Source organism: Saccharothrix isguenensis (assembly GCF_052936305.1).
Window position 1 is genome coordinate 435348 of the sequence record NZ_CP193626.1, and the last position, 20094, is coordinate 455441.

Sequence of the window (20094 nt, forward strand, 5' to 3'; positions counted from 1 at the left end):
GTGGACGACCCCCTGGTGATCGCCGGACGCGAGTTCGGCTCACGCCTCGTGATGGGCACCGGCGGCGCCGCCAACCTGTCCGTGCTGGAACGCGCGCTCATCGCGTCCGGCACGGAACTGACCACCGTCGCGATGCGCAGGCTCGACGCGTCCGGCGGCGGCGTGCTCGACCTCCTCGGCCGGCTGGGCATCGCCGCGCTGCCCAACACCGCCGGCTGCCGCACCGCCGCCGAAGCCGTCCTCACCGCCCGGCTCGCCCAGGAAGCCCTGGAGACGAACTGGGTGAAGCTGGAGGTCATCGCCGACGACCAGACCCTGCTGCCCGACCCCGTGGAGCTGTTGGACGCGGCCGGGAAACTGGTCGACGACGGGTTCGTCGTGCTGCCCTACACGTCCGACGACCCCGTTCTCGCGCTGCGCCTGGAACAGCTCGGCTGCGCCGCCGTGATGCCCCTCGGCTCGCCCATCGGCACCGGCCTCGGCATCCGCAACCCCCACAACATCGAGCTCATCGTGTCCCGCGCGTCCGTGCCGGTGATCCTCGACGCGGGCGTCGGCACGGCCTCGGACGCGGCGCTGGCGATGGAACTGGGCTGCTCGGCCGTGCTGCTGGCGACCGCCGTGACGCGGGCGCAGGACCCGGAGCGGATGGCGGCGGCCATGCGCGCGGGCGTGGAAGCCGGCCGGCTCGCGCGGTTGGCGGGGCGCATCCCCAAGAGGTTCTGGGCCCACGCGTCGAGTCCGGCAGTGGAGTGATTGCCAGGCACGGCATGATGGACGCTTCGTCAGCTGTGTCCGTCTGCCCGAGGAGGAGTGCCGTGACGGCCGACCAGGTCGAGGACGCCACCGCCCGGCTGTACCTCGCGATCGGCAGGCTATCCCGGCTGCTGCGCCGCACCGGATCACCCGGGCTGGGTCCCGGGGCGGTGTCCGCGCTGGCCACTCTGGCGCGGTGCGGGCCGATGCGGCTGGGTGACCTCGCCGCCAAGGAAGGCGTCGCACCGCCGACCCTGTCCCGCATCGTGGCCGCCCTGGTCGAATCCGGTTACGTGCGCCGCGAACCCGACCCGCAAGACGGCCGCGCCTGGTTGGCCACACCCACCCCGGAGGGCGTGACCATGGTGTCCGGCGTCAGGTCGGCACGGGTCCGCGAGTTGCAGCGCCGCATCCAGGAACTCTCACCCGACCACCGCGATGCCCTGGTCAACGCGTTGCCGGCGTTGGAGGAACTGGTCGGCGAGGTCAGCTGACCTGCCCCACCCTGCCGCCCCACCCGTCCTGCCCACCCGGCCGTCTCTCCCGCCCCTGCCCTGCCTGCTGCGCTGCCTGCCCGGCTCGCCGACCGCCGACCATCGACCGCCGGGAATTGTCGGACCCCTCTGGGAGAATGAAGATCAGGGGTCCCTTGGGCGGGGACGCCTGCGAAGCACTCGCCGGGTGGTCAGGCCCGGCGTGACAGGTCCGGCGCGCGGCCACCCCGACCGGCCGGCCGGGCAACGGCCGTGACCAGCCACGCCACCAGCGCCGCGACCAGCCACGCCACCAGCGCCGCGACCAGCGCGCCGATCGTGTTGTTGGAGAAGTCCTGCGCCTCGCACACCCCGATCCCGGTCGCCGCCTGCGTCAGCTCCACCGCGCCGCTGACCAGCCCCGACACCGAGAGCACCGCGAACGGCCGCCGGCACGCCACCGTGGCGAAGAACGCGAAGGGCACCAGCATCACCACGTTCAGCCGCTCCCACGACCCGGCGAGCGAGAACCCGACGTTCCCGACGCACCTCCCGACCGGGTCGGTGGTGACGAGCGTGAACGACCCGCCCGTCCGGGCCAGCGTGACCGCCAACGCCAACGCCAGCCCGCACCCCGCCAGCACGGCCGGGATCGCGGGCCACCGGCGCCACCGCGCGACCGCGAACCCGGCCGCGCCCAGCACCAGCGAGCCCGCGACCAGCGTCACGACGGCCACCGGTTGACCCAACACCGCCTCGGCGACGTCCGCGTCCTGTCCTGCGCCCATGACCGACCCTGCGCTCATGACCGACAGGACGCGCCAGCCGCACCCCGGTGCGCCTAGGGCCGGTGTTCTCCTTCCAACCTCCACAACGGCGACACAGGACCCACACCACTGCCCAACGGGTACGCGGCGGCCACCGAGCGGACGATGAAGTCCTTGCCGAACCGCACGGCCGCCGGCACGTCCACACCCCGCGCCAGCTGCGACGTGATCGCCGAAGCCAACGTGTCACCGCTGCCGTGCGTGTGCTTCACGTCGTACCGCGGCCCCAGCAGCTCGATGAACTCCGAACCGTCGTACAGCACGTCCAGGCACTCCGGGTCGCCCCACAGGTGCCCGCCCTTCACCAGCACCCACCGCGGCCCCATGGCGTGCAACGCCTCCGCGGCCTTCCGCTGGTCGGCCCGGCTCCGCACGTCCAGACCCGTGAGCAGCCGCACCTCGTCCAGGTTCGGCGTCACCAACGTCGCACGCGGGAACAGCAGCGACCGCAACGCGTCCAGCGCGTCGTCCGCCAACAGCTGGTTGCCGTGCATCGACGCCGCCACCGGGTCTACCACGAACGGCCCGACGCGGACCCGGTCCAGCGCCCCCGCGACCGCCTCGATGATCGCCGCCGACGCCAGCATCCCCGTCTTCGCCGCGTCCACCCCGATGTCCGCGGCCACCGACTCGATCTGCGCCGCGACCACCTCCGGCGGGATCTCGGTGTACCCGGTGACGCCCAGCGAGTTCTGCACGGTCACCGCCGTGACGGCCGTCATCCCGTGCACACCGCACGCGAACAACGTCCGCAAGTCAGCCTGGAGGCCCGCACCACCGCCGGAATCAGACCCGGCGATGGTGAGGACCTTCGGTGGAGCGACAGCCATCAGCCGACCCCGCTCAATCCACTACCGGCAGGTAGACCTTGTTGCCGTGGTCGGCGAACTCGTGCGACTTCTCCGACATGCCCGCCTCGATCGCCTCCACAGTGGACAGACCGTGCTCCTCCGCGTACCGCCGCACGTCCTGGGTGATCTTCATCGAGCAGAACTTCGGCCCGCACATCGAGCAGAAGTGCGCCGTCTTCGCCGGCGACGCGGGCAGCGTCTCGTCGTGGAACGACCGCGCCGTGTCCGGGTCCAGCGACAGGTTGAACTGGTCCTCCCACCGGAACTCGAACCGCGCCTTCGACAGCGCGTCGTCCCACTCCTGCACCCCCGGGTGGCCCTTGGCCAGGTCCGCGCTGTGCGCCGCGATCTTGTACGTGATCACGCCGGTCTTCACGTCGTCCCGGTTCGGCAGCCCCAGGTGCTCCTTCGGCGTCACGTAGCACAGCATCGCCGTGCCCAGCCAGCCGATCTGCGCCGCACCGATCGCCGACGTGATGTGGTCGTAGCCCGGCGCGATGTCCGTCGCCAGCGGCCCGAGGGTGTAGAACGGCGCCTCGCCGCACCACTCCTCCTCCAACCGCACGTTCTCCGCGATCTTGTGCATCGGCACGTGACCCGGACCCTCGATCATCACCTGCACGTCGTGCGCCCGCGCGATGTGCGTCAACTCGCCCAGCGTCCGCAACTCGGCGAACTGCGCCTCGTCGTTGGCGTCCGCGATCGACCCCGGCCGCAGCCCGTCACCCAGCGAGAACGTCACGTCGTACTCGCGCAGGATCCCGCACAGCTCCTCGAAGTGCGTGTACAGGAAGCTCTCCTTGTGGTGCGCCAGGCACCACGCCGCCATGATCGACCCGCCGCGCGACACGATCCCCGTCACCCGGCGCGCCGTCAGCGGCACGTACCGCAGCAACACGCCCGCGTGCACCGTCATGTAGTCGACGCCCTGCTCGGCCTGCTCGATCACCGTGTCGCGGTACACCTCCCACGACAGCTTCGCCGGATCGCCGTCCACCTTCTCCAGCGCCTGGTAGATCGGCACCGTCCCGATCGGCACCGGCGAGTTCCGCATGATCCACTCACGCGTCTCGTGGATCCGCTTCCCGGTGGACAGGTCCATGATCGTGTCGGCGCCCCACCGGGCCGCCCACACCATCTTCTCCACCTCCTCCTCGATCGAGGAGGTCACGGCCGAGTTGCCGATGTTGGCGTTGATCTTCACCAGGAACTTCTTGCCGATGATCATCGGCTCGGCCTCGGGGTGGTTCCGGTTGAGCGGGATGACCGCCCGACCGATCGCCACCTCGTCCCGCACGACCTCGGGGCTCATGCCCTCGCGCGCCGCGATGAACCGCATCTCCGGCGTGATGACCCCGGCCTTCGCGTACGCCAGCTGGGTCACCGCCCCGTTGACCGGCTCCCTCTCCGCGACCCACCCCGCGCGCAACGCGGGAAGTCCACTGTGGACGTCGATGGTGACGTCGTCGTCGGTATACGGACCGGAAGTGTCGTACAGATCGACATGATCACCATTGGTCAGCTCCACCCTCCGGAAGGGCACCCGCACGTCCTCGTCCACCACTCGGTGAACCTTGTGCGAGCCGGAGATCGGCCCGGTGGTGACACTGGGCTTGACCGAACGGTCGTCAAGTGCCGTCACGACATTCCTCCCTACGCCGGCATTACCCGGTCAGGTTCAGGCGGTCGGCGGCACCGGAGCCCCTGGCTCCAGCCACCCTCTCAGCCCGCTGTGGCGCGAGCTCCCGCGTGTGTTGAGTTATCGGCCTGACCATGCCACGGCTCGGTCCCGATGCCAAGCCGCGGATGCCAACGCCGCCCGAATACGCGTACCTTTCACCGCGTGGCTGATCACCAGCCGTTCCCGCCCGGCGCGCGGCGCGTGGCCCGCCCCGCCGCCGTCTCGCCATGCCCGTCGTGCGGCGACCTCGCCGGCCGCGGCTACCCCGGATGCCGGTTCTGCGCCGAACTCGTGGACCAGTACTGGCTGCTCGACTGGCAGGAGCTGCTCGCCGCCGAACAGCTCGCCGAAGGCGGCTCGGGGGAGCGCGAACTGGCCGAACTCGTGCTCGCCGACGAGGTCGGCCGGCACCCGTGGACGTGCACCGACTGGGCCATGACCCTCGTCGTCTGCTCCCAGTGCGGCGGCGAACTCGGCACCGGACCCGTCGACTGCGTCCGGTGCGCCATGGCCGAAGGCCTGCGCTGGTCCTGGGACCACGCCGCTTACCCGAGGTCCATCACCGCCGGCGAGCACGCGTTGCGCGCCGCCCGCGCCGCCCTGCGCGCACCGCACCGGGCACGGGCCGCGACCGTCGGCGCGTGGCGGCTGCTCCTGCCGTTCCTGCTGGTGGGGTACCTGCCGACGGTCGGCCAGGTGCAGCGCATCCGGGCCGCCGTCCTCGCCGGGGCGTACGCCGACCTCGCCGGCTGCACCACGCACGTCGACCTGGCGTCGTTCCCCGAACTGCCGTGGCGGCGACCCGAAGCCCCGACCCGGGTCGACCACCAGCCGGACGCCGCCGCGTTCCGGCACCCCGAACCCGCCGACCAGGCCTAGCCGCCGCTACTCGTCCTCGTCGTCCGCGAACGGGTCGGGCGACGTCGCCGGGTCCCAGGACAGGCCGGGCACACCCCAGCCGTTCGCCTTGACCATCTTCCGGGCGGCCCGCTTGTGCCGCCCCACCAGCCGGTCCAGGTAGAGGAACCCGTCCAGGTGATCCGTCTCGTGCTGAAGGCACCGCGCCAGGAACCCCGTGCCCTCGACCTCGACGGGCTTGCCGTCACCGTCGAACCCCGTCACCTTCGCCCACTGCGCCCGACCCGTCGGGTACGTCTCGCCCGGCGCCGACAGGCACCCCTCGAAATCGTCGTCCGGATCCGGCATCCCCAACGGCACGTCCGACGTCTCCAACACCGGGTTCACCACCACACCCCGGTGTCGCACACCCTCGTCGTCCGGGCAGTCGTAGACGAACAACCGCAGGTCGACCCCGATCTGGTTGGCCGCCAGGCCCACGCCGTGCGCCGCCGCCATCGTCTCGAACATGTCGTCGACCAAGGAGCGCAACGCCTCGTCGAACGCCTCGACCGGGCGGGTCGGGTGGTGGAGCACGGGATCTCCGGCGATCCGGATCGGGTGAACTGCCATGACGCCCAGCCTATCGGCGCGCCTCATCGGACGCGCCGACCGATGAGCCGACCCTCGCGAAGATCACGTGATGTAATGGCACCCACGCACGGGACACGGCTGAGGAGCCAGATGGACGCCGCAGAGGCACTGGCGCCGGCGGAGGGGCCGGCCGACGGTTTGAACGACCGGGAGCGCGAGATCCTGGCCTTCGAACGCCAGTGGTGGAAGTACGCGGGTGCGAAGGAACAGGCCGTCAAGGAGCTGTTCGACATGTCCCCCACGCGGTACTACCAGCTGCTCAACGCGTTGATCGAGAAGGAAGAGGCGTTGGCCGCCGATCCGATGTTGATCAAGAGACTGCGCAGGTCCCGTTCCGGCAGGCAACGCGCCCGCGCGGCCAAGCGGCTGGGCGTCGAGCGCCGATGACCAAACCCGAACAGTCGACAGGGCCCGCCCACCCGGCGCGCGCCGCGGGCTACGCACTGCTCGGCGTCGCCGCCATCGCCCTGGTGATCGGCGTGGCCAGCCTGTTCGTCGGCGGCCCTGACGACGACACCCCCGCCGCCCAGCCCACCCCACCGTCCGCCACCTCCGGCACGCCCGGCACGCCCGGCACCTCGGACACGCCCGGCACCTCCGAGACCCCGGGGACATCCGACACGCCCGGCGCCTCCGACACGGCGTCCCCGACCAGCGAGCCGACGACGCCCGCGCCCTCGGACGAGCCCCCGACCGTCGACCCCACCACCGGAGCCGCGGACACCCCGCCGCCACCGCCCGTCGCCACGATCCCCAAGCCCCCGGTGCGCGTGTACAACAACAGCACCACCCAGGGCCTGGCCGCCCGCGCGACCGGCGACGTGGAACGAGCCGGCTGGCAGGTCGCCGAAAAGGGCAACTACTCGTCCGGGAACATCCCCACCACCACGGTCTACTACCGCCCCGGCACCAACGAGGAATCGTCGGCCCGTGAACTGGCCACCCTCCTCAAGGCCGAGGTCAAACCCCGCTTCGACGGCATCCAAGCCGCCCAGCCCGGCATCATCGTGATCGTGACCAACGACTACAAGGGCCCAGGCTCCAAGGTCTCCTAACCCCAGCCCGCCCACGCACCGCGAGCCCTCCACTCGCGCACCGCGAGTCGTCCACTCGCGCACCGCGAGCCGTCCGCTCCGGCACCCCGAACCTGCCGTGCGCCGACGCCTGCCCGCCGACGCCCGTCCACCCTCACCCGTCCGCGACTTACCGTTCGCGTGACTTGGCGTAGGCGGCCAGTTCGGCGAGCTGCGCCGGGTCCAACGAGGGCCGAACCGCCGCACGCGCCGAAGCGAGGTGAGCACCCGTCACCTCCGCCGCCGCCAACGACTCCCGCATCGCGGTCAACGCGGCCTCCCGGATCAACCCCGCGCAGTCCGCCGCCGAGTAGCCGTCCAACTCCTCCGCCAACGCGTCGAGGTCCACGTCCGACGCCAACGGCGTGTTCCGGGCCGAAGCACGCAGGATCTCGGCCCGCGCCTCGGCGTCCGGCGGCGGCACGTACACCAGCCGCTCCAACCGGCCGGGCCGCAGCAGCGCCGGGTCCACCAGGTCCGGCCGGTTCGTCGCGCCCAGCACGATGACGTCCCGCAGCGGTTCCACCCCGTCCAGCTCGGTCAGCAGCGCGGCCACCACCCGATCGGACACACCGGAGTCGGACGACTGGCCGCGCCGGGGCGCCAACGCGTCCACCTCGTCCAGGAACACCAACGCCGGCGCCGCCTCGGCAGCCCGCCGGAACAACTCGCGAACCGCCCGCTCCGACTCGCCGACGAACTTGTCCATCAGCTCGGCGCCCTTCACCGACAGCACGTTCAGCCGTCCGGTCCCGGCCAGCGCCCGCACCAGGAACGTCTTGCCGCATCCCGGCGGCCCGTACAGCAAGAGGCCGCGCGGCGGCGCGACACCGAGGCGGGCGAAGGAATCGGGGTACTGCAACGGCCACAGCGCGGCTTCCGTCAACGCCTGCTTGACCTCGACCATGTCGCCGACGTCGTCCAGCGTCAACCCACCGGTCCGCAACGTGTCGGAAGTCGACATAGAGATAGGTCGAACCGTCTCCAACGCCCCCAACAGGTCCGACTGCGCGACCCGCGGCTCGTCCACGTCCCGCTGCCGCATGGCCGCCCGCACCGCGGCCTCCCGCCGCAACGCCACCAGGTCCGCCGCAACGAACCCAGGAGTCCGATCCGCCACCACACCCAGGTCCACATCGGACTCGACGGGCACGTCGCGCAGCAGCATCCGCAGCAACTCGGTCCGAACGGACCCGTCCGGCAACGGCAGGACCAGCTCGCGGTCCACCAGCTCGGGCACCCGGAGCCGGGGGTCGATGGCCTCCGGGTGGGCGCTGGTGACGACGAGCGCGACCCCGTCGGGACGCCGGTGCAGGGCGTCCAGCACCACCGTCGCCACCGGCGGAGGCGTGGACGCGGGCAACAACGCCTCCACGTCCGTCAGCAGCAACACCGCCGGCGACTGCGCCGAAGCCAGCGCGTCCGCCACCCGCTGAGCTGCTGCGTTGGCCTCCAGCACGGCGACGCTGGGCGCCGCGACCTCCACGACGGTCGCCCCGGCTCCGTGCGCGACAGCCCGCACGAACGTCGCCTTGCCGACCCCTTCGGGTCCACTCACCAACGCCGCCAACCGGGGCGTGGCCCCGAGCCGCGCCAGGAGTTCGGGGTGGCTGAACGTCAGATCGAGCCACTCGGCGAGCCGCTTGGCCGCCTCCTGCTGCCCGACAAGATCGGCAACCGGCACAGTCGGCACAACAGGCGCCGCAGCCTCAACCGCCGCAGCCCCGCCCACGCCGGCCGCCCCGAACCCGGATCCCGCCGAAGAACCCGCCGACCCGGAACCCATCGCCGACCCGACCCCCACCGAGCCCGCGCCCACCGAGCCCGCGCCCACCGAGCCCGCGCCCACCGGGCCCGCGCCGGCCAGACCAGAACCAGAACCCACACCCGAACCAGCCGCAGCGCCCGAGCCGGCCCCCGCACCCGAACCGGCCCCGGCCACGACAGCAGGCACGTCACCGGTCCGCGCACCATCCCGCCAGCCGACAACCGTCGACGGCTGCACGGCCACCGGCCCACCAGCGGGGTCGGCGGACGTGATGGTCAGCAGCTCGTTGGTCCACGTCATGCCGATGGCATTCGACAGCTTGCGCCGCGTGGCGCTCACGTCCGCACCAGGCGGCGGGGCCAGGTCCTGCGGCAGTAGGGAGACCGCGTCGCCGACCGTCAGCACCTTGCCGGTCAACGCCATGCGCAGCGTCTCGGGCGTGAGCGACGTGCTCGCCAACCGAGACCCGGCCACCGTCACGGTCCGGGCGGCGGCGACGTCCACCGGCGCGACCACGATCTCCGCGCCTTCGACCACGCCCAGGTTCGACAGGGTCACGTCGTCCACGAACACCACCCCTGGCGGGCCGTCGCCGGTGGTCGCGGCGGCGAGGGCGGCGCTCACCCGCGCTCCGGTCAGGCGCACCGCGTCCCACGCGCGCAGCCCGAGGGCGTCCAGTACCTCCGGGTGGAGGCGGACCACGCCCCGGCGGGTGTCGATGGCCGAGGGGGAGAGGCGGGCCGTCAGGGTGATCACGGGGTCGAGCGTAGTTGGGTCTGCGGTTGGTCGCGGCCTCGTTGTTTCAACCGACGTTCGAGAGCGAGAATAACGACGTTTCCGTTGAAGGTGCCGTGATGATCACCCGTCAGTGTTCGTCAACAGGACAGGAAACAGCAGGTCAGGCACAGTTCAAGCGGTCACGGGCGATCGTGCCGGCGGAGGCCGATCTGGCGCCATCCGCGACGCTTGCCCGGGCTCGACTGGCCGTTCGTCTCCGCCGCCACCTGAGTGGGATCGGCCACCCGGCGAGGCCGCCGCACGGCACGGATCGCCGCACCGGCCACCCGACCCCGCAACGGCTGCCGCAACCCCAACCGCCGCGCCGCCACCCCGTGCGCCCGCTTGATCGCCCGCCGGTCCGCCGCCGCCACCGACCACGCCTCCGGGTGCTTCGCCAGCCACCGGTACCGCCGCACCGAGTACGGCAGGTGCCCCAGGTACACCAGCATCGCCGCGATCAACGCCACCAGCGGGAACGTGATCACCGCCGCTGCCAGCAACCCGACCAGCACCAGCAACGGCGCCGCGTACCTCGGCGGCACCTTGATGGTCTTCACGGACAGCGTCGGGATCCGGCTCACCAGCAGCAGCGCGATCGCGACCGTCCACACCGCCACCGCGACCGGCTCCGACCACCACCCGGCCCGGTCCACCTGCTCGTCCACGATCAGCGGCAGCAGCAGCAGCAGCCCGCCCGCCGGCGCCGGCACGCCCACGAAGAACTCCTTCGCGAACGGCGGCTGCTCGACCTCCAGCAACGTGTTGAACCGCGCCAACCGCAGCACCATGCACACCGCGAAGATCAACGCGACGACCCAGCCCTCGCGGCCCGGGTCGTACTTCCACACGTAGATCACCAGCGCGGGCGCGACCCCGAACGAGATCGCGTCCGCCAGCGAGTCCAGCTCCGCGCCCATCTTGCTGGTCGCGTCGAGCATCCGGGCGATCCGCCCGTCCAACCCGTCGAACACCGCCGCCGCCGCGATCGAACCGATCGCCGCCCCGTACATCCCGCTGATCGCGAAGTGCACGGACGACAACCCGGCGCACATCGCCAGCACCGTGATGGCGTTCGGCAGCAGCCTGATACCCGGCCCGCTCGGAGCCATCCGCTCAGCCCTCCGAAGGAAGCTCGGCGAGCACGGTCTCGCCACCGATGGTGCGCTGCCCGGCCTCGACCAGCACCCTGCTGCCTGCCGGCACGTACAGGTCGACCCGCGAGCCGAACCTGATCAGGCCGTACGTCTGCCCGACCGCCACCTTGTCGCCCTCGGCGACCTCGCACACGATCCGCCGCGCCACCAGACCGGCGATCTGCACGACCACCACGTCCTGTCCGGACGGCGTGCTCAGCCACACCGTGTTGCGCTCGTTGTCCTCGCTCGCCTTGTCCAGGTCCGCGGACAGGAACTTGCCCGGTCGGTACGACACCTGCCGGATCAGGCCGGGCACGGGCACGCGCTGCACGTGCACGTCGAACACCGACAGGAACACGCTGATCCTGGTCATCGGCGCGGAACCCAGGCCAAGCTCGGCGGGCGGCGCGGCCTCGACCACGTGCGACACCGTGCCGTCGGCGGGCGCCACGGCGACACCCGGTCGGGTGGGCGTGGTGCGTTGGGGTTCGCGGAAGAACCACGCGACCCAGGCGGTCAGCAACGCCCCCGCGACACCGAAGCGCCGGGAGAACCGGCGCAGCAGCAGTGTCGCGACGGCTGCGCCCGCCACGAAGGGACGGCCCGCGGGGTGCATCGGGGGAACGATGCCCCGGGCGAGCTCTACGAAGTGGGAGACGGCACCACTGTTCTTGTCGCGATCGGAGGTCATGGCTCTTCCGTGTCAGGGCGGTGCTTCCGGCCCGCCACACGCTACGCGGCTCCGCCGGCCCCCGGCCCGCCCGCCCGTGCGTCCCCCGACGAACGCACGGACCGACCGGACCGGGGAACACCACGAGTGTAATCCGGGTCACATCAATGATCAACGTCGGACGGTCAACCCGAAACTACTCTCCGTGCAGGAGGCGCACCGCGACCTCGGTGCCCGCGGTCAGCTCCGTGACGTCCTCCGGCACCTCGATCAGGCAGTTGCTGATCGCCAACGCCGACAGCAGGTGCGACCCCGGCCCGCCGACCGGCGTCACCACCTGTCCCGACTCCGAATCGTAAGCGCCGCGCCGGAACTGCGTGCGCCCCGCAGGCGACGTGACCGGCGCGCTCAACCGCGCGACCGCGGTCGGCCGTTCCGCCCGGGAGAACCCCATCGCGGCGCGCAGCGCCGGCCGGATGAACACCTCGAACGACACCTGCGCGCTCACCGGGTTCCCGGGCAGCGTCGCCACCGCCACACCCTCGTAGCGCCCCGCGCCCTGCGGCCCGCCCGGCTGCATCGCGACCCTCGTGAACTCCACGCCCCGCCCGGTGAACGCGTCCTTCACCACCTCGTACGCCCCCGCGCTCACCCCGCCGGACGTGAGGAGCAGGTCCACCGACGCCAGCCGCGGCCCGATCGCCGCGTGGAACTCGTCCACGTCGTCCGGCACGAACCGCAGCAGCTCCGCCTCACCGCCCGCCTCGCGCACCGCCGCCGCCAGCATCACGCCGTTCGACTCGTAGATCTGCCCCGGCGCCAACGGCACACCCGGCCCCACCAGCTCCGACCCGGTCGACAGCACCAGCACCCGAGGCCGGCGGCGGACCGCCAGCGCGCCGAACCCCAGTGCCGCCGCCAACCCCAGCTGCGCCGGACCCAGCATCGTGCCCGCGCGCAGCACCGTCGTGCCCACCGCGACGTCGTCCGCCATCCGCCGCACGTTCGCCCCGACCGCCACCCCGCGGTCGACCCGCACCACCGACGTGCCGCCGTCCGTCCACTCCACCTGCACCACGGCGTCCGCACCGGCCGGCATCGGCGCGCCCGTCATGATCCGGTGCGCGGCGCCCGGCTCCAGCGGCGCCGACGACGTCCGCCCGGCCGGGATGTCGTCCGTCACCGGCAGCTCCACCGGTGGTGACGCCACGTCCGCCGCGCGCACCGCGTACCCGTCCATCGCCGAGTTGTCGAACGGCGGCAGCGGCACCGACGCCACCACGTCGGCGGCCAGCACCAGGCCGAGGCAGTCCCCGACCGGCCGCTCCACCACCGGCATCGGTCCCAGCAGCCCGGCGACGCGGGCCTTGTGATCAGCGACTCGGGTCAGCGTGTTGGACACGTGCACCATCCTGCCCGCCCCGTGGCAGACTGCTCGAACCGGCTGATCACGACAGGGGGAGAGTTGCAGGTCAGGACCCGCCACACCCCTGTGTTCGGGGTGGCAAGGCTCGTGCTCGCGCCCGCCGAGCCGGTGCTCGTCGAGCGGTCGTCCGTGCTGGCGACCAGCTACGGCGTCGGCATCGAGGTCAAGGCCAAGGCTCCCGGTCTCACCGCCGCCCTGTGCACCGCGAGCGCCGAAGGCGGCTGGGTGGACGTCGCGCCGCCCCTGCCCGGCGACCTGCACGTGCTGGAACTCGACGGCACCACCGGCTGGTGCGTCTCCCGCAACGGCTGGCTCGCGTCCGGCGCGACCGTCCGCCTGGACCCGTCCGCACCGCCCGTGCGGGCGCTGCACGGCGGCGACAACGGCTTCCTCACCTACGCGTTCGGCACCGGGACCGTCGTCCTCAGCTGCTACGGCACCCTCGACGTGGTCACGCTCGAACCCGGTGAACTGGTCACGCTCGACAGCGGCCACGTCGTCGCTTTCGCCGATACCGTCCAGTGTCGGCTTCGCGCGGTTTCTCCCGGCGCGCCCCAATCCGTGCGGAACGGTGAAGGACTCGTTCTCGACTTCGCCGGCCCCGGTCTCGTGCTCACCCGGACCCGCAGCCCGCGCGGACTCGTCAGTTGGTTGCGGGACAACGGATTCAGCGCCCGCCCGTAAAGCCGTCATGACTCCATAAGGAGGTATCGGCGAACCCCCTCGTGCCTCTAGCGTGGCGGTTTGCTCAGGGTATTTCTCAAAGGAGGACGTCTTGGCTGTCGGCACGGTCAAGTGGTTCAACTCGGAGAAGGGGTACGGCTTCATCGCGGCCGACGGCGGGCCGGATGTCTTCGTGCACTACTCGGCGATCCAGATGGAAGGCTTCCGCACGCTGGCCGAGGGCGACCGGGTGGAGTTCGAGATCCAGGCGGGCCGCGACGGCCGCAGTCAGGCATCGGACGTCCGGAAGGCATCGTGATCCCCGCCCGGCCCGCCACCCGGCGGGTCGGGCGCCTTCCCTGAGCCTCCGCCTCCGGAGCGTCCGCTCCCCCGGACCTCCCGGAGCCCTGGGAGCCCACGACGGTCGGGTGACGGTCGGGCGGCGGTTGCCGGCGGGCAACGATTGCCCGCAACCCGGCGCGAACCCCTGTGCAGGGACGTTAGGCTGCCCCGCGTGTCAGAGGACCTGAGCGGGCGACGGTTGGGCCATTACCGGATCGACGGCGTGCTCGGCCGCGGTGGCATGAGCGTCACCTACAAGGCCACGGACGTCAGGCTCGGTCGCAAGGTCGCCCTGAAGGTCATCGGCGAACACCTCACCGCGGACGCCGAGTTCCGGGAGCGGTTCGTCGACGAGGCCCGCAACACGTCGGCCATCGACCACGCCAACATCGTGCCGCTCTACGACTTCGACGAGGTCGACGGGCTGCTCTACATCGCGATGCGGCTCGTCGACGGCCAGGACCTCGCGTCGCACATCAAGGACGGCCCCCTCTCGCCCGCGCGCACCCTGGCGCTGCTCGGCCAGGTCGCCGAAGCGCTCGACATGCTGCACGGCAAGGGCCTCGTCCACCTCGACGTGAAACCGGCGAACGTGCTGGTCACCACCAAGGAAGCGGCGGGCGAGCACGTCTACCTCGCGGACTTCGGCCTGACCAGGCGCGGCGCCACCGGGCACCGCACCCGCACCGGCGACTTCCTCGGCTCGCCCACCTACGCCGCGCCCGAGCACCTGCGCGGCGAACCGCTCGACGGCCGCACCGACCAGTACGCGCTCGCGTGCATGGTCTACGCGTGCCTGTCCGGGCGCCCGCCGTTCCAGGGCAGCGTGCAGGACGTCATCCAGGGGCACCTCGGCGCGGAGATCCCGCCGCTGACCGCCATCGTGTCGCTGCCGCCGGCCATCGACGACGTGCTGCGCAAGGGCACGTCCAAGGACCCGTCCCAGCGGTACGGGTCGTGCGCCGAGCTGGTCGCGGCGGCCCGCGTCGCGCTGTCCGCCGCGCCCCAGGGCACCCCGCCGCCCCGCCGCGCCGATGTCGGCGGGCCGCCGATGGGTCCGCCGGCGGGTCCGCAGACCGGCGGCGTGCCCGCCCAGCCCTACCGGCCGGCCTACCCGCAGCAGCAGCCGCCGCAGCCGGGTTTCCTGCAGGACCCGGTGCGGCTGCGCCCGCCCGCCCAGGTCGGCGCGAGCGCGTTCACCGGCACCGGCAAGTCCCGGCCCCAGTGGCTCGCGCCCGTCGGCGCGGGCGCGGTGGCGATCGTGCTGATCGTCATCCTCGTGGTGATCCTCACCCCGAAGGACGAACCGCCACGACCGGGCGGCTCGCCGGGCGCCAGCCAGTCCATCGAGGTGGGAGGCACGACGAGCGGCAAACCGCTGCCCACGAGCGTGCCCGTTCGGACGTCCCCCTGACCAGCTTTTCTTGCACTCTCCTCCGTCGAGTGCTAAACACGGTATTGGCACTCGGACCACCTGAGTGCCAACACGCAGGCTGGGACTGGTGAGGCCGGTCCCCTCCCAGGGGGCAGGTCGTCCGTCGCGGGCACCGAGCCTGGCCGAAGCACCGTGTTCCGCTGTGGGCGCGAGTCCGCAGTGGCCCCATTCGTAATCAGGCGGAGGAACACACCGCAATGGCCAAGATGATCGCGTTCGACGAGGATGCCCGCCGCGGTCTCGAGCGTGGCATGAACATTCTCGCCGACGCCGTCAAGGTGACGCTCGGCCCCAAGGGCCGCAACGTCGTGCTCGAGAAGAAGTGGGGCGCGCCGACGATCACCAACGACGGCGTCTCCATCGCCAAGGAGATCGAGCTCGAGGACCCCTGGGAGAAGATCGGGGCCGAGCTCGTCAAGGAAGTGGCGAAGAAGACCGACGACGTCGCCGGTGACGGCACGACGACCGCCACCGTGCTCGCCCAGGCTCTGGTCCGCGAGGGCCTGCGCAACGTGGCCGCGGGTGCGAACCCGCTCGGCCTCAAGCGCGGCATCGAGCAGGCTGTGGAAGCCGTGATCGAGCAGCTGCACAAGACCGCCAAGGAGGTCGAGACCAAGGAGCAGATCGCCGCCACGGCGTCCATCTCCGCGGGCGACACCACCATCGGCGCGCTCATCGCCGAGGCGATGGACAAGGTCGGCAAGGAAGGTGTCATCACTGTCGAGGAGAGCAACGCGCTCGGGCTTGAGCTGGAGCTCACCGAGGGCATGCGCTTCGACAAGGGTTACATCTCCGGTTACTTCGTGACCGACCCGGAGCGGCAGGAAGCGGTCCTCGAGGACCCGTACATCCTGCTCTACGGTTCGAAGATCTCGACGGTCAAGGACCTGCTCCCGTTGCTGGAGAAGGTCATGCAGGGCGGCAAGCCGCTGCTGATCATCTCCGAGGACGTCGAGGGCGAGGCCCTGGCCACGCTGGTCGTCAACAAGATCCGCGGCACGTTCAAGTCCGTCGCCGTCAAGGCCCCGGGCTTCGGCGACCGCCGCAAGGCGATCCTGCAGGACATCGCGATCCTCACCGGTGGCCAGGTCATCACCGAGGACGTCGGCCTCAAGCTGGAGAACGCCGACCTGTCGCTGCTGGGCAAGGCGCGCAAGGTCGTCGTGACCAAGGACGAGACCACGGTCGTCGAGGGTGCGGGTGACGCCGAGCAGATCCAGGGCCGCGTCAACCAGATCCGGGCGGAGATCGAGAAGTCGGACTCCGACTACGACCGCGAGAAGCTGCAGGAGCGCCTGGCGAAGCTCGCCGGTGGTGTCGCGGTCATCAAGGCCGGCGCCGCCACCGAGGTGGAGCTGAAGGAGCGCAAGCACCGCATCGAGGACGCGGTGCGCAACGCCAAGGCCGCCGTCGAGGAGGGCATCGTCGCCGGTGGTGGCGTGGCGCTGCTCCAGGCCGCCGAGATCGCGTTCGCGGGCCTGAAGCTCGAGGGCGACGAGGCGACCGGTGCGAACATCGTCAAGGTCGCCGTCGAGGCGCCGTTGAAGCAGATCGCCATCAACGCCGGCCTCGAAGGCGGCGTCGTGGTGGAGAAGGTCAAGGGCCTCCCCGTGGGTCACGGCCTCAACGCCGCAACCGGCGTGTACGAGGACCTGCTCGCGGCCGGCGTGCCGGACCCGACGAAGGTCACCCGTTCGGCGCTGCAGAACGCCGCGTCGATCGCCGCGCTGTTCCTGACCACCGAAGCTGTGGTGGCGGACAAGCCGGAGAAGGCGGGTTCCGCGCCGGCCATGCCCGAGGGCGGTGGCATGGACTTCTGATCGGCCGGCTCCGCTGACCGATCTACCTGATCGGCCGGTCTACCGACCGGCCCGATCGGCTGAAGTCGACGAAGGGCCCGGTTCGCCTCTGGTGAACCGGGCCCTTCGCCATGTCCGGCATACGGTGGAATAGGAGCTGTGGACCTGGGAACCCGGCCAGCGCGCTACACGATCGGATGAGATTGGCCGCACAGTGTACGGAAACACTGTTACAGCCCCTCGGTTGAACCAGACCGAACCCCGAACCACCCCGCCACCCTGATCCACCCCGCCGACGCTTCCCACCGCTCACCGCCGCCGACTTGCCACCGTCACCGCACCGCCGCCGACTCACAGCCGTCACCGCACCGCCGACTGACCGTCAACGCCCTGTCGTCACCGCCCCGCCCGCTCGCCCACGAGGACTGGAGCCGATCACGTGCTCATCGCGCACCTGAGCGACCCGCACCTGCGGACCGACGCCTTGGCCGCCGAACCCGCCGCCTCCCTGCGCCTCGCGCTCGGCCGGGTGCTGGCACTGGACCCCCGGCCCGACTGCGTGGTGATCACCGGCGACCTGACTGAGCACGGGCACGTCGACGCCTACGCGCAACTCCGCGAAGTCATCGGCGCCTTCCCCCTGCCGCTGCACCTGACCACCGGCAACCACGACAACCCCGCCGCGATGCTGGACGTGTTCGGCGGCACGTCGTTCCTCGGCGGCGGGACGTCGGCGCACTACGCCGTCGCCCACCCCGGCTTCACGGTGGTCGCCCTGGACTCGTGGCGGCCGGACGGGCCGGCGGGGCTCCTCGGTGATGATCAGCTGTCGTGGCTGGACGACGTCCTCGGCCAGCGCCCGGACGTGCCCGCCTTCGTGTGCCTGCACCACCCGCCGGTCGCGGTGGGGATTCCGTTCCTCGACGGGATGCGGCTGGAGAACGGGCCGGCCCTGGGGGCTGTGCTCGGCCGTCATGGCAACGTGGCGCGCGTCTTGGCCGGTCACGTGCATCGCGTGATCAGCGTGCCGTTCGCCGGGACCCTGGTGTCCGTCGCGCCGAGCACCTACCGCCAGACGTCGCTGACGCTGCGCGCGGACCGGGAGGTCGGGTACCTCACCGAGCCGACCGGGTTCCTGCTGCACGTGGCGACCGAGTCCGGTTTCGCCACGCACACAGTGCCGGTGAGCAACGCGGGTGCGTTGATCGGCGGGTTCTGAGGCCGGTCACAGCCCGTCGCAAGCCCGTCGCAAGTCGATCGCGGGCTGATCGAGGGCCGATTGCGGGTTCGTCGCGAGTCGCACGGCCCGTCGTGGCGCGTCGCGGGCGAGTTGCCGGCCGTACTCGCACTGGTGGTCGGCAATGGCCTGTGGCGCCTGCCGGCGGAGGGGTTCACACCGGGGGAGGCGGCCAAGGGCAAGGCGGTGAAGAGGGGTGAGTGGACTGCGGTCGGTTCCTGCCGCGACTGCGACTGCGACCACGACCGCGACACCACGCCCGCCCCTACAACATGATCGTCGGCGTCACGACCGTCCGCCCCCGCTCACCCCGGGCGTTCACGAGGTGCACCACGATCTGCGTGGTCCCGGCGGGCACGTCCGACAGGACGAAACGGCCACCGTCATCAGCCGTCGTGGTGCTCGACGAGTGTTCCGCCACCCTCACCTCGACGGTGTGCTCACCCGCCGGCACCAGCCAGCCGTCGATGCGGTGCCTGGCCCCCGTCGACGTGAAGTTGACCATCAACGTCAGGTTGTCCACCGTGAACGTGATGGTGCCGGGGCTGCCACCACGCACCCCGGCGAACGAACCCGCGCGTTCCCAGCGGGCCACCTCGACGTCCAGGTTCTCCAGCGCCACCGCGAACCGGATCCGTTCGACCAGCCCCGGCGGGGGCGCGTCCAGCTCGTACACCAGGCGGTTCAGTTCAGTGAGGACAGCGGTGTCCTCTTGGCCTCGGCGGTCATCTTCGCCTCTGCGGTCATCGCGCGGGTCGATGTCGTTCACCGCGATCCTCCTTCCGCGTCGAGATGTGTGCGCAACGTGGTCAGGCACCGACCCCTGGTGGGGCCGATGCTGCCGCGTGGCATGGACAGTGCTTCAGCCACCGCGCGGTACTCCGCGCGGCCGGCCAGCACGGTGAGCCGCAGGAGTTCCTGGCACTTCTGCGACAGACGGCCGAAAGCCCGCCACAGCCGGTGGTCCCGGTCGTCCACCAGGGCCGCGTCCTCGGGCAGGCCGTACTGACTTTCCAGTTGTTCCGCCAGCTCGTCGCTCAGCGCCGCTTCGCGACGAGCCGGTGTCCAGGTCCGTTGTGCCTCTCGGCGGGTCGCGACGACGAGCCACCCGGCGAGCGCCCGTGGCTCGATCAGCCGGTCGAGGTGGCGCAGCAGCGCGAGCCAGACCGTCTGCACCACGTCCTCCGCGGTGTTGCGGTCCAGCCCGTGCCCGCGCGCGACGTGCCACACGAGCGGCGTCAGGTCGGCGATCAGCACGTCGAGCGCCCTGCGGTCGCCGTCGCGCGCGGCGACGACGCAAGCGGCGTGCCGGTCCGTGCCGTCCAGACCTTCCCACGGTGGGCGCTCACCGGCCGTGCGCAGTTCTCCCACGTCGTCACCTCCTTCTCGGCGTCCCCCAGCCGAAGCTGATCGTCACACACCACCATCGCCGGCGGTGCGGTGGCGGTCCGCGATGCCCCCTCGCACCGCGGACCGCCTCCCCCCTCACTGCGGGCGACTCCCGATCGGCACCCCTCGAAGCCGACCGGGGCAACCCTTCCCCCAGCGGTCTCAGTCCGGCTCCCGGATGCCGTCGCGGACGGCGTCGAGCCGCACACCAGACGGAGTGGCGCTCATGCGTTCTCCTCTGTCGGGGTCGAGACCGGTCATCAGATAAGGAGTGAGTAGTTCTACGCTGGATACACA

21 protein-coding genes are annotated in these 20094 nt (G+C 71.5%); 11 read left to right on the forward strand and 10 right to left on the reverse strand.

Annotated features, from left to right (window positions below):
- Positions 1 to 756, forward strand: a complete 756-nt coding sequence (thiG, locus tag ACRAKI_RS02140) for a thiazole synthase (protein WP_447005364.1) — start codon at positions 1 to 3, stop codon at positions 754 to 756.
- A 62-nt stretch (positions 757 to 818) separates the two neighbouring features.
- Positions 819 to 1250, forward strand: coding sequence for a MarR family winged helix-turn-helix transcriptional regulator (locus tag ACRAKI_RS02145; RefSeq protein ID WP_447005365.1), 432 nt, complete (start codon positions 819 to 821; stop codon positions 1248 to 1250).
- A gap of 191 nt (positions 1251 to 1441) precedes the next feature.
- Here the strand turns inward: ACRAKI_RS02145 and ACRAKI_RS02150 are convergent, their stop codons facing one another.
- From ACRAKI_RS02150 to thiC, 3 genes are read right to left on the reverse strand one after another with little or no spacing between them, the layout of a single operon-like run.
- Complete coding sequence (locus tag ACRAKI_RS02150; protein ID WP_447005366.1) at positions 1442 to 2017, reverse strand: VanZ family protein; 576 nt, start codon at positions 2015 to 2017, stop codon at positions 1442 to 1444.
- A 53-nt stretch (positions 2018 to 2070) separates the two neighbouring features.
- On the reverse strand, positions 2071 to 2886 hold the full coding sequence (thiD, locus tag ACRAKI_RS02155; RefSeq protein WP_447005367.1) for a bifunctional hydroxymethylpyrimidine kinase/phosphomethylpyrimidine kinase: 816 nt from the start codon (positions 2884 to 2886) through the stop codon (positions 2071 to 2073).
- Positions 2887 to 2899: 13 nt separating this feature from the next.
- Entirely contained in the window at positions 2900 to 4549 is a 1650-nt protein-coding gene (gene thiC / locus ACRAKI_RS02160; protein ID WP_447005368.1) for a phosphomethylpyrimidine synthase ThiC, read from the reverse strand.
- Positions 4550 to 4750: 201 nt separating this feature from the next.
- Between thiC and ACRAKI_RS02165 the strand changes: the two genes are divergently transcribed.
- The gene (locus ACRAKI_RS02165; RefSeq protein WP_447005369.1) at positions 4751 to 5467 is read left to right on the forward strand and encodes a hypothetical protein; all 717 of its coding nucleotides are present in this window, start codon (positions 4751 to 4753) and stop codon (positions 5465 to 5467) included.
- 6 nt (positions 5468 to 5473) lie between these two features.
- Here ACRAKI_RS02165 and ACRAKI_RS02170 read toward each other — a convergent pair whose 3' ends face one another.
- Positions 5474 to 6058, reverse strand: coding sequence for a peptide deformylase (locus ACRAKI_RS02170; protein ID WP_447005370.1), 585 nt, complete (start codon positions 6056 to 6058; stop codon positions 5474 to 5476).
- Positions 6059 to 6169: 111 nt separating this feature from the next.
- Between ACRAKI_RS02170 and ACRAKI_RS02175 the strand changes: the two genes are divergently transcribed.
- Together ACRAKI_RS02175 and ACRAKI_RS02180 are read left to right on the forward strand one after the other, a co-directional pair.
- Positions 6170 to 6466 carry a DUF3263 domain-containing protein gene (locus ACRAKI_RS02175; RefSeq protein WP_447005371.1) on the forward strand — a complete coding sequence of 99 codons (297 nt, stop codon included), beginning with the start codon at positions 6170 to 6172 and terminating at the stop codon, positions 6464 to 6466.
- Positions 6463 to 7134: a LytR C-terminal domain-containing protein gene (locus tag ACRAKI_RS02180; protein WP_447005372.1), complete on the forward strand. Its 672-nt coding sequence runs from the start codon at positions 6463 to 6465 to the stop codon at positions 7132 to 7134. Before ACRAKI_RS02175 ends, ACRAKI_RS02180 begins: the two co-directional genes overlap by 4 nt.
- A 148-nt stretch (positions 7135 to 7282) precedes the next feature.
- Here the strand turns inward: ACRAKI_RS02180 and ACRAKI_RS02185 are convergent, their stop codons facing one another.
- The 4 genes from ACRAKI_RS02185 to moeA form a co-directional block, all read right to left on the reverse strand.
- Positions 7283 to 9676 carry an AAA family ATPase gene (locus ACRAKI_RS02185; protein ID WP_447005373.1) on the reverse strand — a complete coding sequence of 798 codons (2394 nt, stop codon included), beginning with the start codon at positions 9674 to 9676 and terminating at the stop codon, positions 7283 to 7285.
- Positions 9677 to 9837: 161 nt separating this feature from the next.
- Positions 9838 to 10809: a CDP-diacylglycerol--serine O-phosphatidyltransferase gene (pssA, locus tag ACRAKI_RS02190; protein ID WP_447005374.1), complete on the reverse strand. Its 972-nt coding sequence runs from the start codon at positions 10807 to 10809 to the stop codon at positions 9838 to 9840.
- Between the two features lie 4 nt (positions 10810 to 10813).
- Complete coding sequence (locus ACRAKI_RS02195) at positions 10814 to 11527, reverse strand: phosphatidylserine decarboxylase (RefSeq protein WP_447005375.1); 714 nt, start codon at positions 11525 to 11527, stop codon at positions 10814 to 10816.
- A 175-nt stretch (positions 11528 to 11702) separates the two neighbouring features.
- Complete coding sequence (moeA, locus tag ACRAKI_RS02200; RefSeq protein WP_447005376.1) at positions 11703 to 12917, reverse strand: molybdopterin molybdotransferase MoeA; 1215 nt, start codon at positions 12915 to 12917, stop codon at positions 11703 to 11705.
- Positions 12918 to 12971: 54 nt separating this feature from the next.
- Here moeA and ACRAKI_RS02205 point away from each other — a divergent pair, with 54 nt between their 5' ends.
- The 6 genes from ACRAKI_RS02205 to ACRAKI_RS02230 all read left to right on the forward strand — a co-directional run bounded on the left by ACRAKI_RS02205 (position 12972) and on the right by ACRAKI_RS02230 (position 18684).
- Complete coding sequence (locus tag ACRAKI_RS02205; protein ID WP_447008308.1) at positions 12972 to 13616, forward strand: AIM24 family protein; 645 nt, start codon at positions 12972 to 12974, stop codon at positions 13614 to 13616.
- 91 nt (positions 13617 to 13707) lie between these two features.
- A complete protein-coding gene (locus tag ACRAKI_RS02210) occupies positions 13708 to 13914 on the forward strand; it encodes a cold-shock protein (protein WP_033432301.1) in 207 nt (68 codons plus the stop codon).
- Positions 13915 to 14109: 195 nt separating this feature from the next.
- The gene (locus tag ACRAKI_RS02215) at positions 14110 to 15351 is read left to right on the forward strand and encodes a serine/threonine-protein kinase (RefSeq protein WP_447005377.1); all 1242 of its coding nucleotides are present in this window, start codon (positions 14110 to 14112) and stop codon (positions 15349 to 15351) included.
- 218 nt (positions 15352 to 15569) lie between these two features.
- Positions 15570 to 17192, forward strand: a complete 1623-nt coding sequence (gene groL, locus ACRAKI_RS02220; protein ID WP_447005378.1) for a chaperonin GroEL — start codon at positions 15570 to 15572, stop codon at positions 17190 to 17192.
- Positions 17193 to 17610: 418 nt separating this feature from the next.
- Positions 17611 to 18390, forward strand: a complete 780-nt coding sequence (locus tag ACRAKI_RS02225) for a phosphodiesterase (protein ID WP_447005379.1) — start codon at positions 17611 to 17613, stop codon at positions 18388 to 18390.
- A 60-nt stretch (positions 18391 to 18450) separates the two neighbouring features.
- Positions 18451 to 18684 (forward strand): hypothetical protein, encoded by a 234-nt coding sequence (locus ACRAKI_RS02230; protein WP_447005380.1) that lies wholly within the window; start codon positions 18451 to 18453, stop codon positions 18682 to 18684.
- Here ACRAKI_RS02230 and ACRAKI_RS02235 read toward each other — a convergent pair.
- Together ACRAKI_RS02235 and ACRAKI_RS02240 are read right to left on the reverse strand one after the other, a co-directional pair.
- On the reverse strand, positions 18674 to 19096 hold the full coding sequence (locus ACRAKI_RS02235; RefSeq protein ID WP_447008309.1) for a carboxypeptidase regulatory-like domain-containing protein: 423 nt from the start codon (positions 19094 to 19096) through the stop codon (positions 18674 to 18676). The two genes, ACRAKI_RS02230 and ACRAKI_RS02235, sit on opposite strands and share 11 nt — an antisense overlap.
- Before the next feature lie 77 nt (positions 19097 to 19173).
- Entirely contained in the window at positions 19174 to 19779 is a 606-nt protein-coding gene (locus tag ACRAKI_RS02240; protein ID WP_447005381.1) for an RNA polymerase sigma factor, read from the reverse strand.
- Positions 19780 to 20094 lie beyond the last annotated feature (315 nt).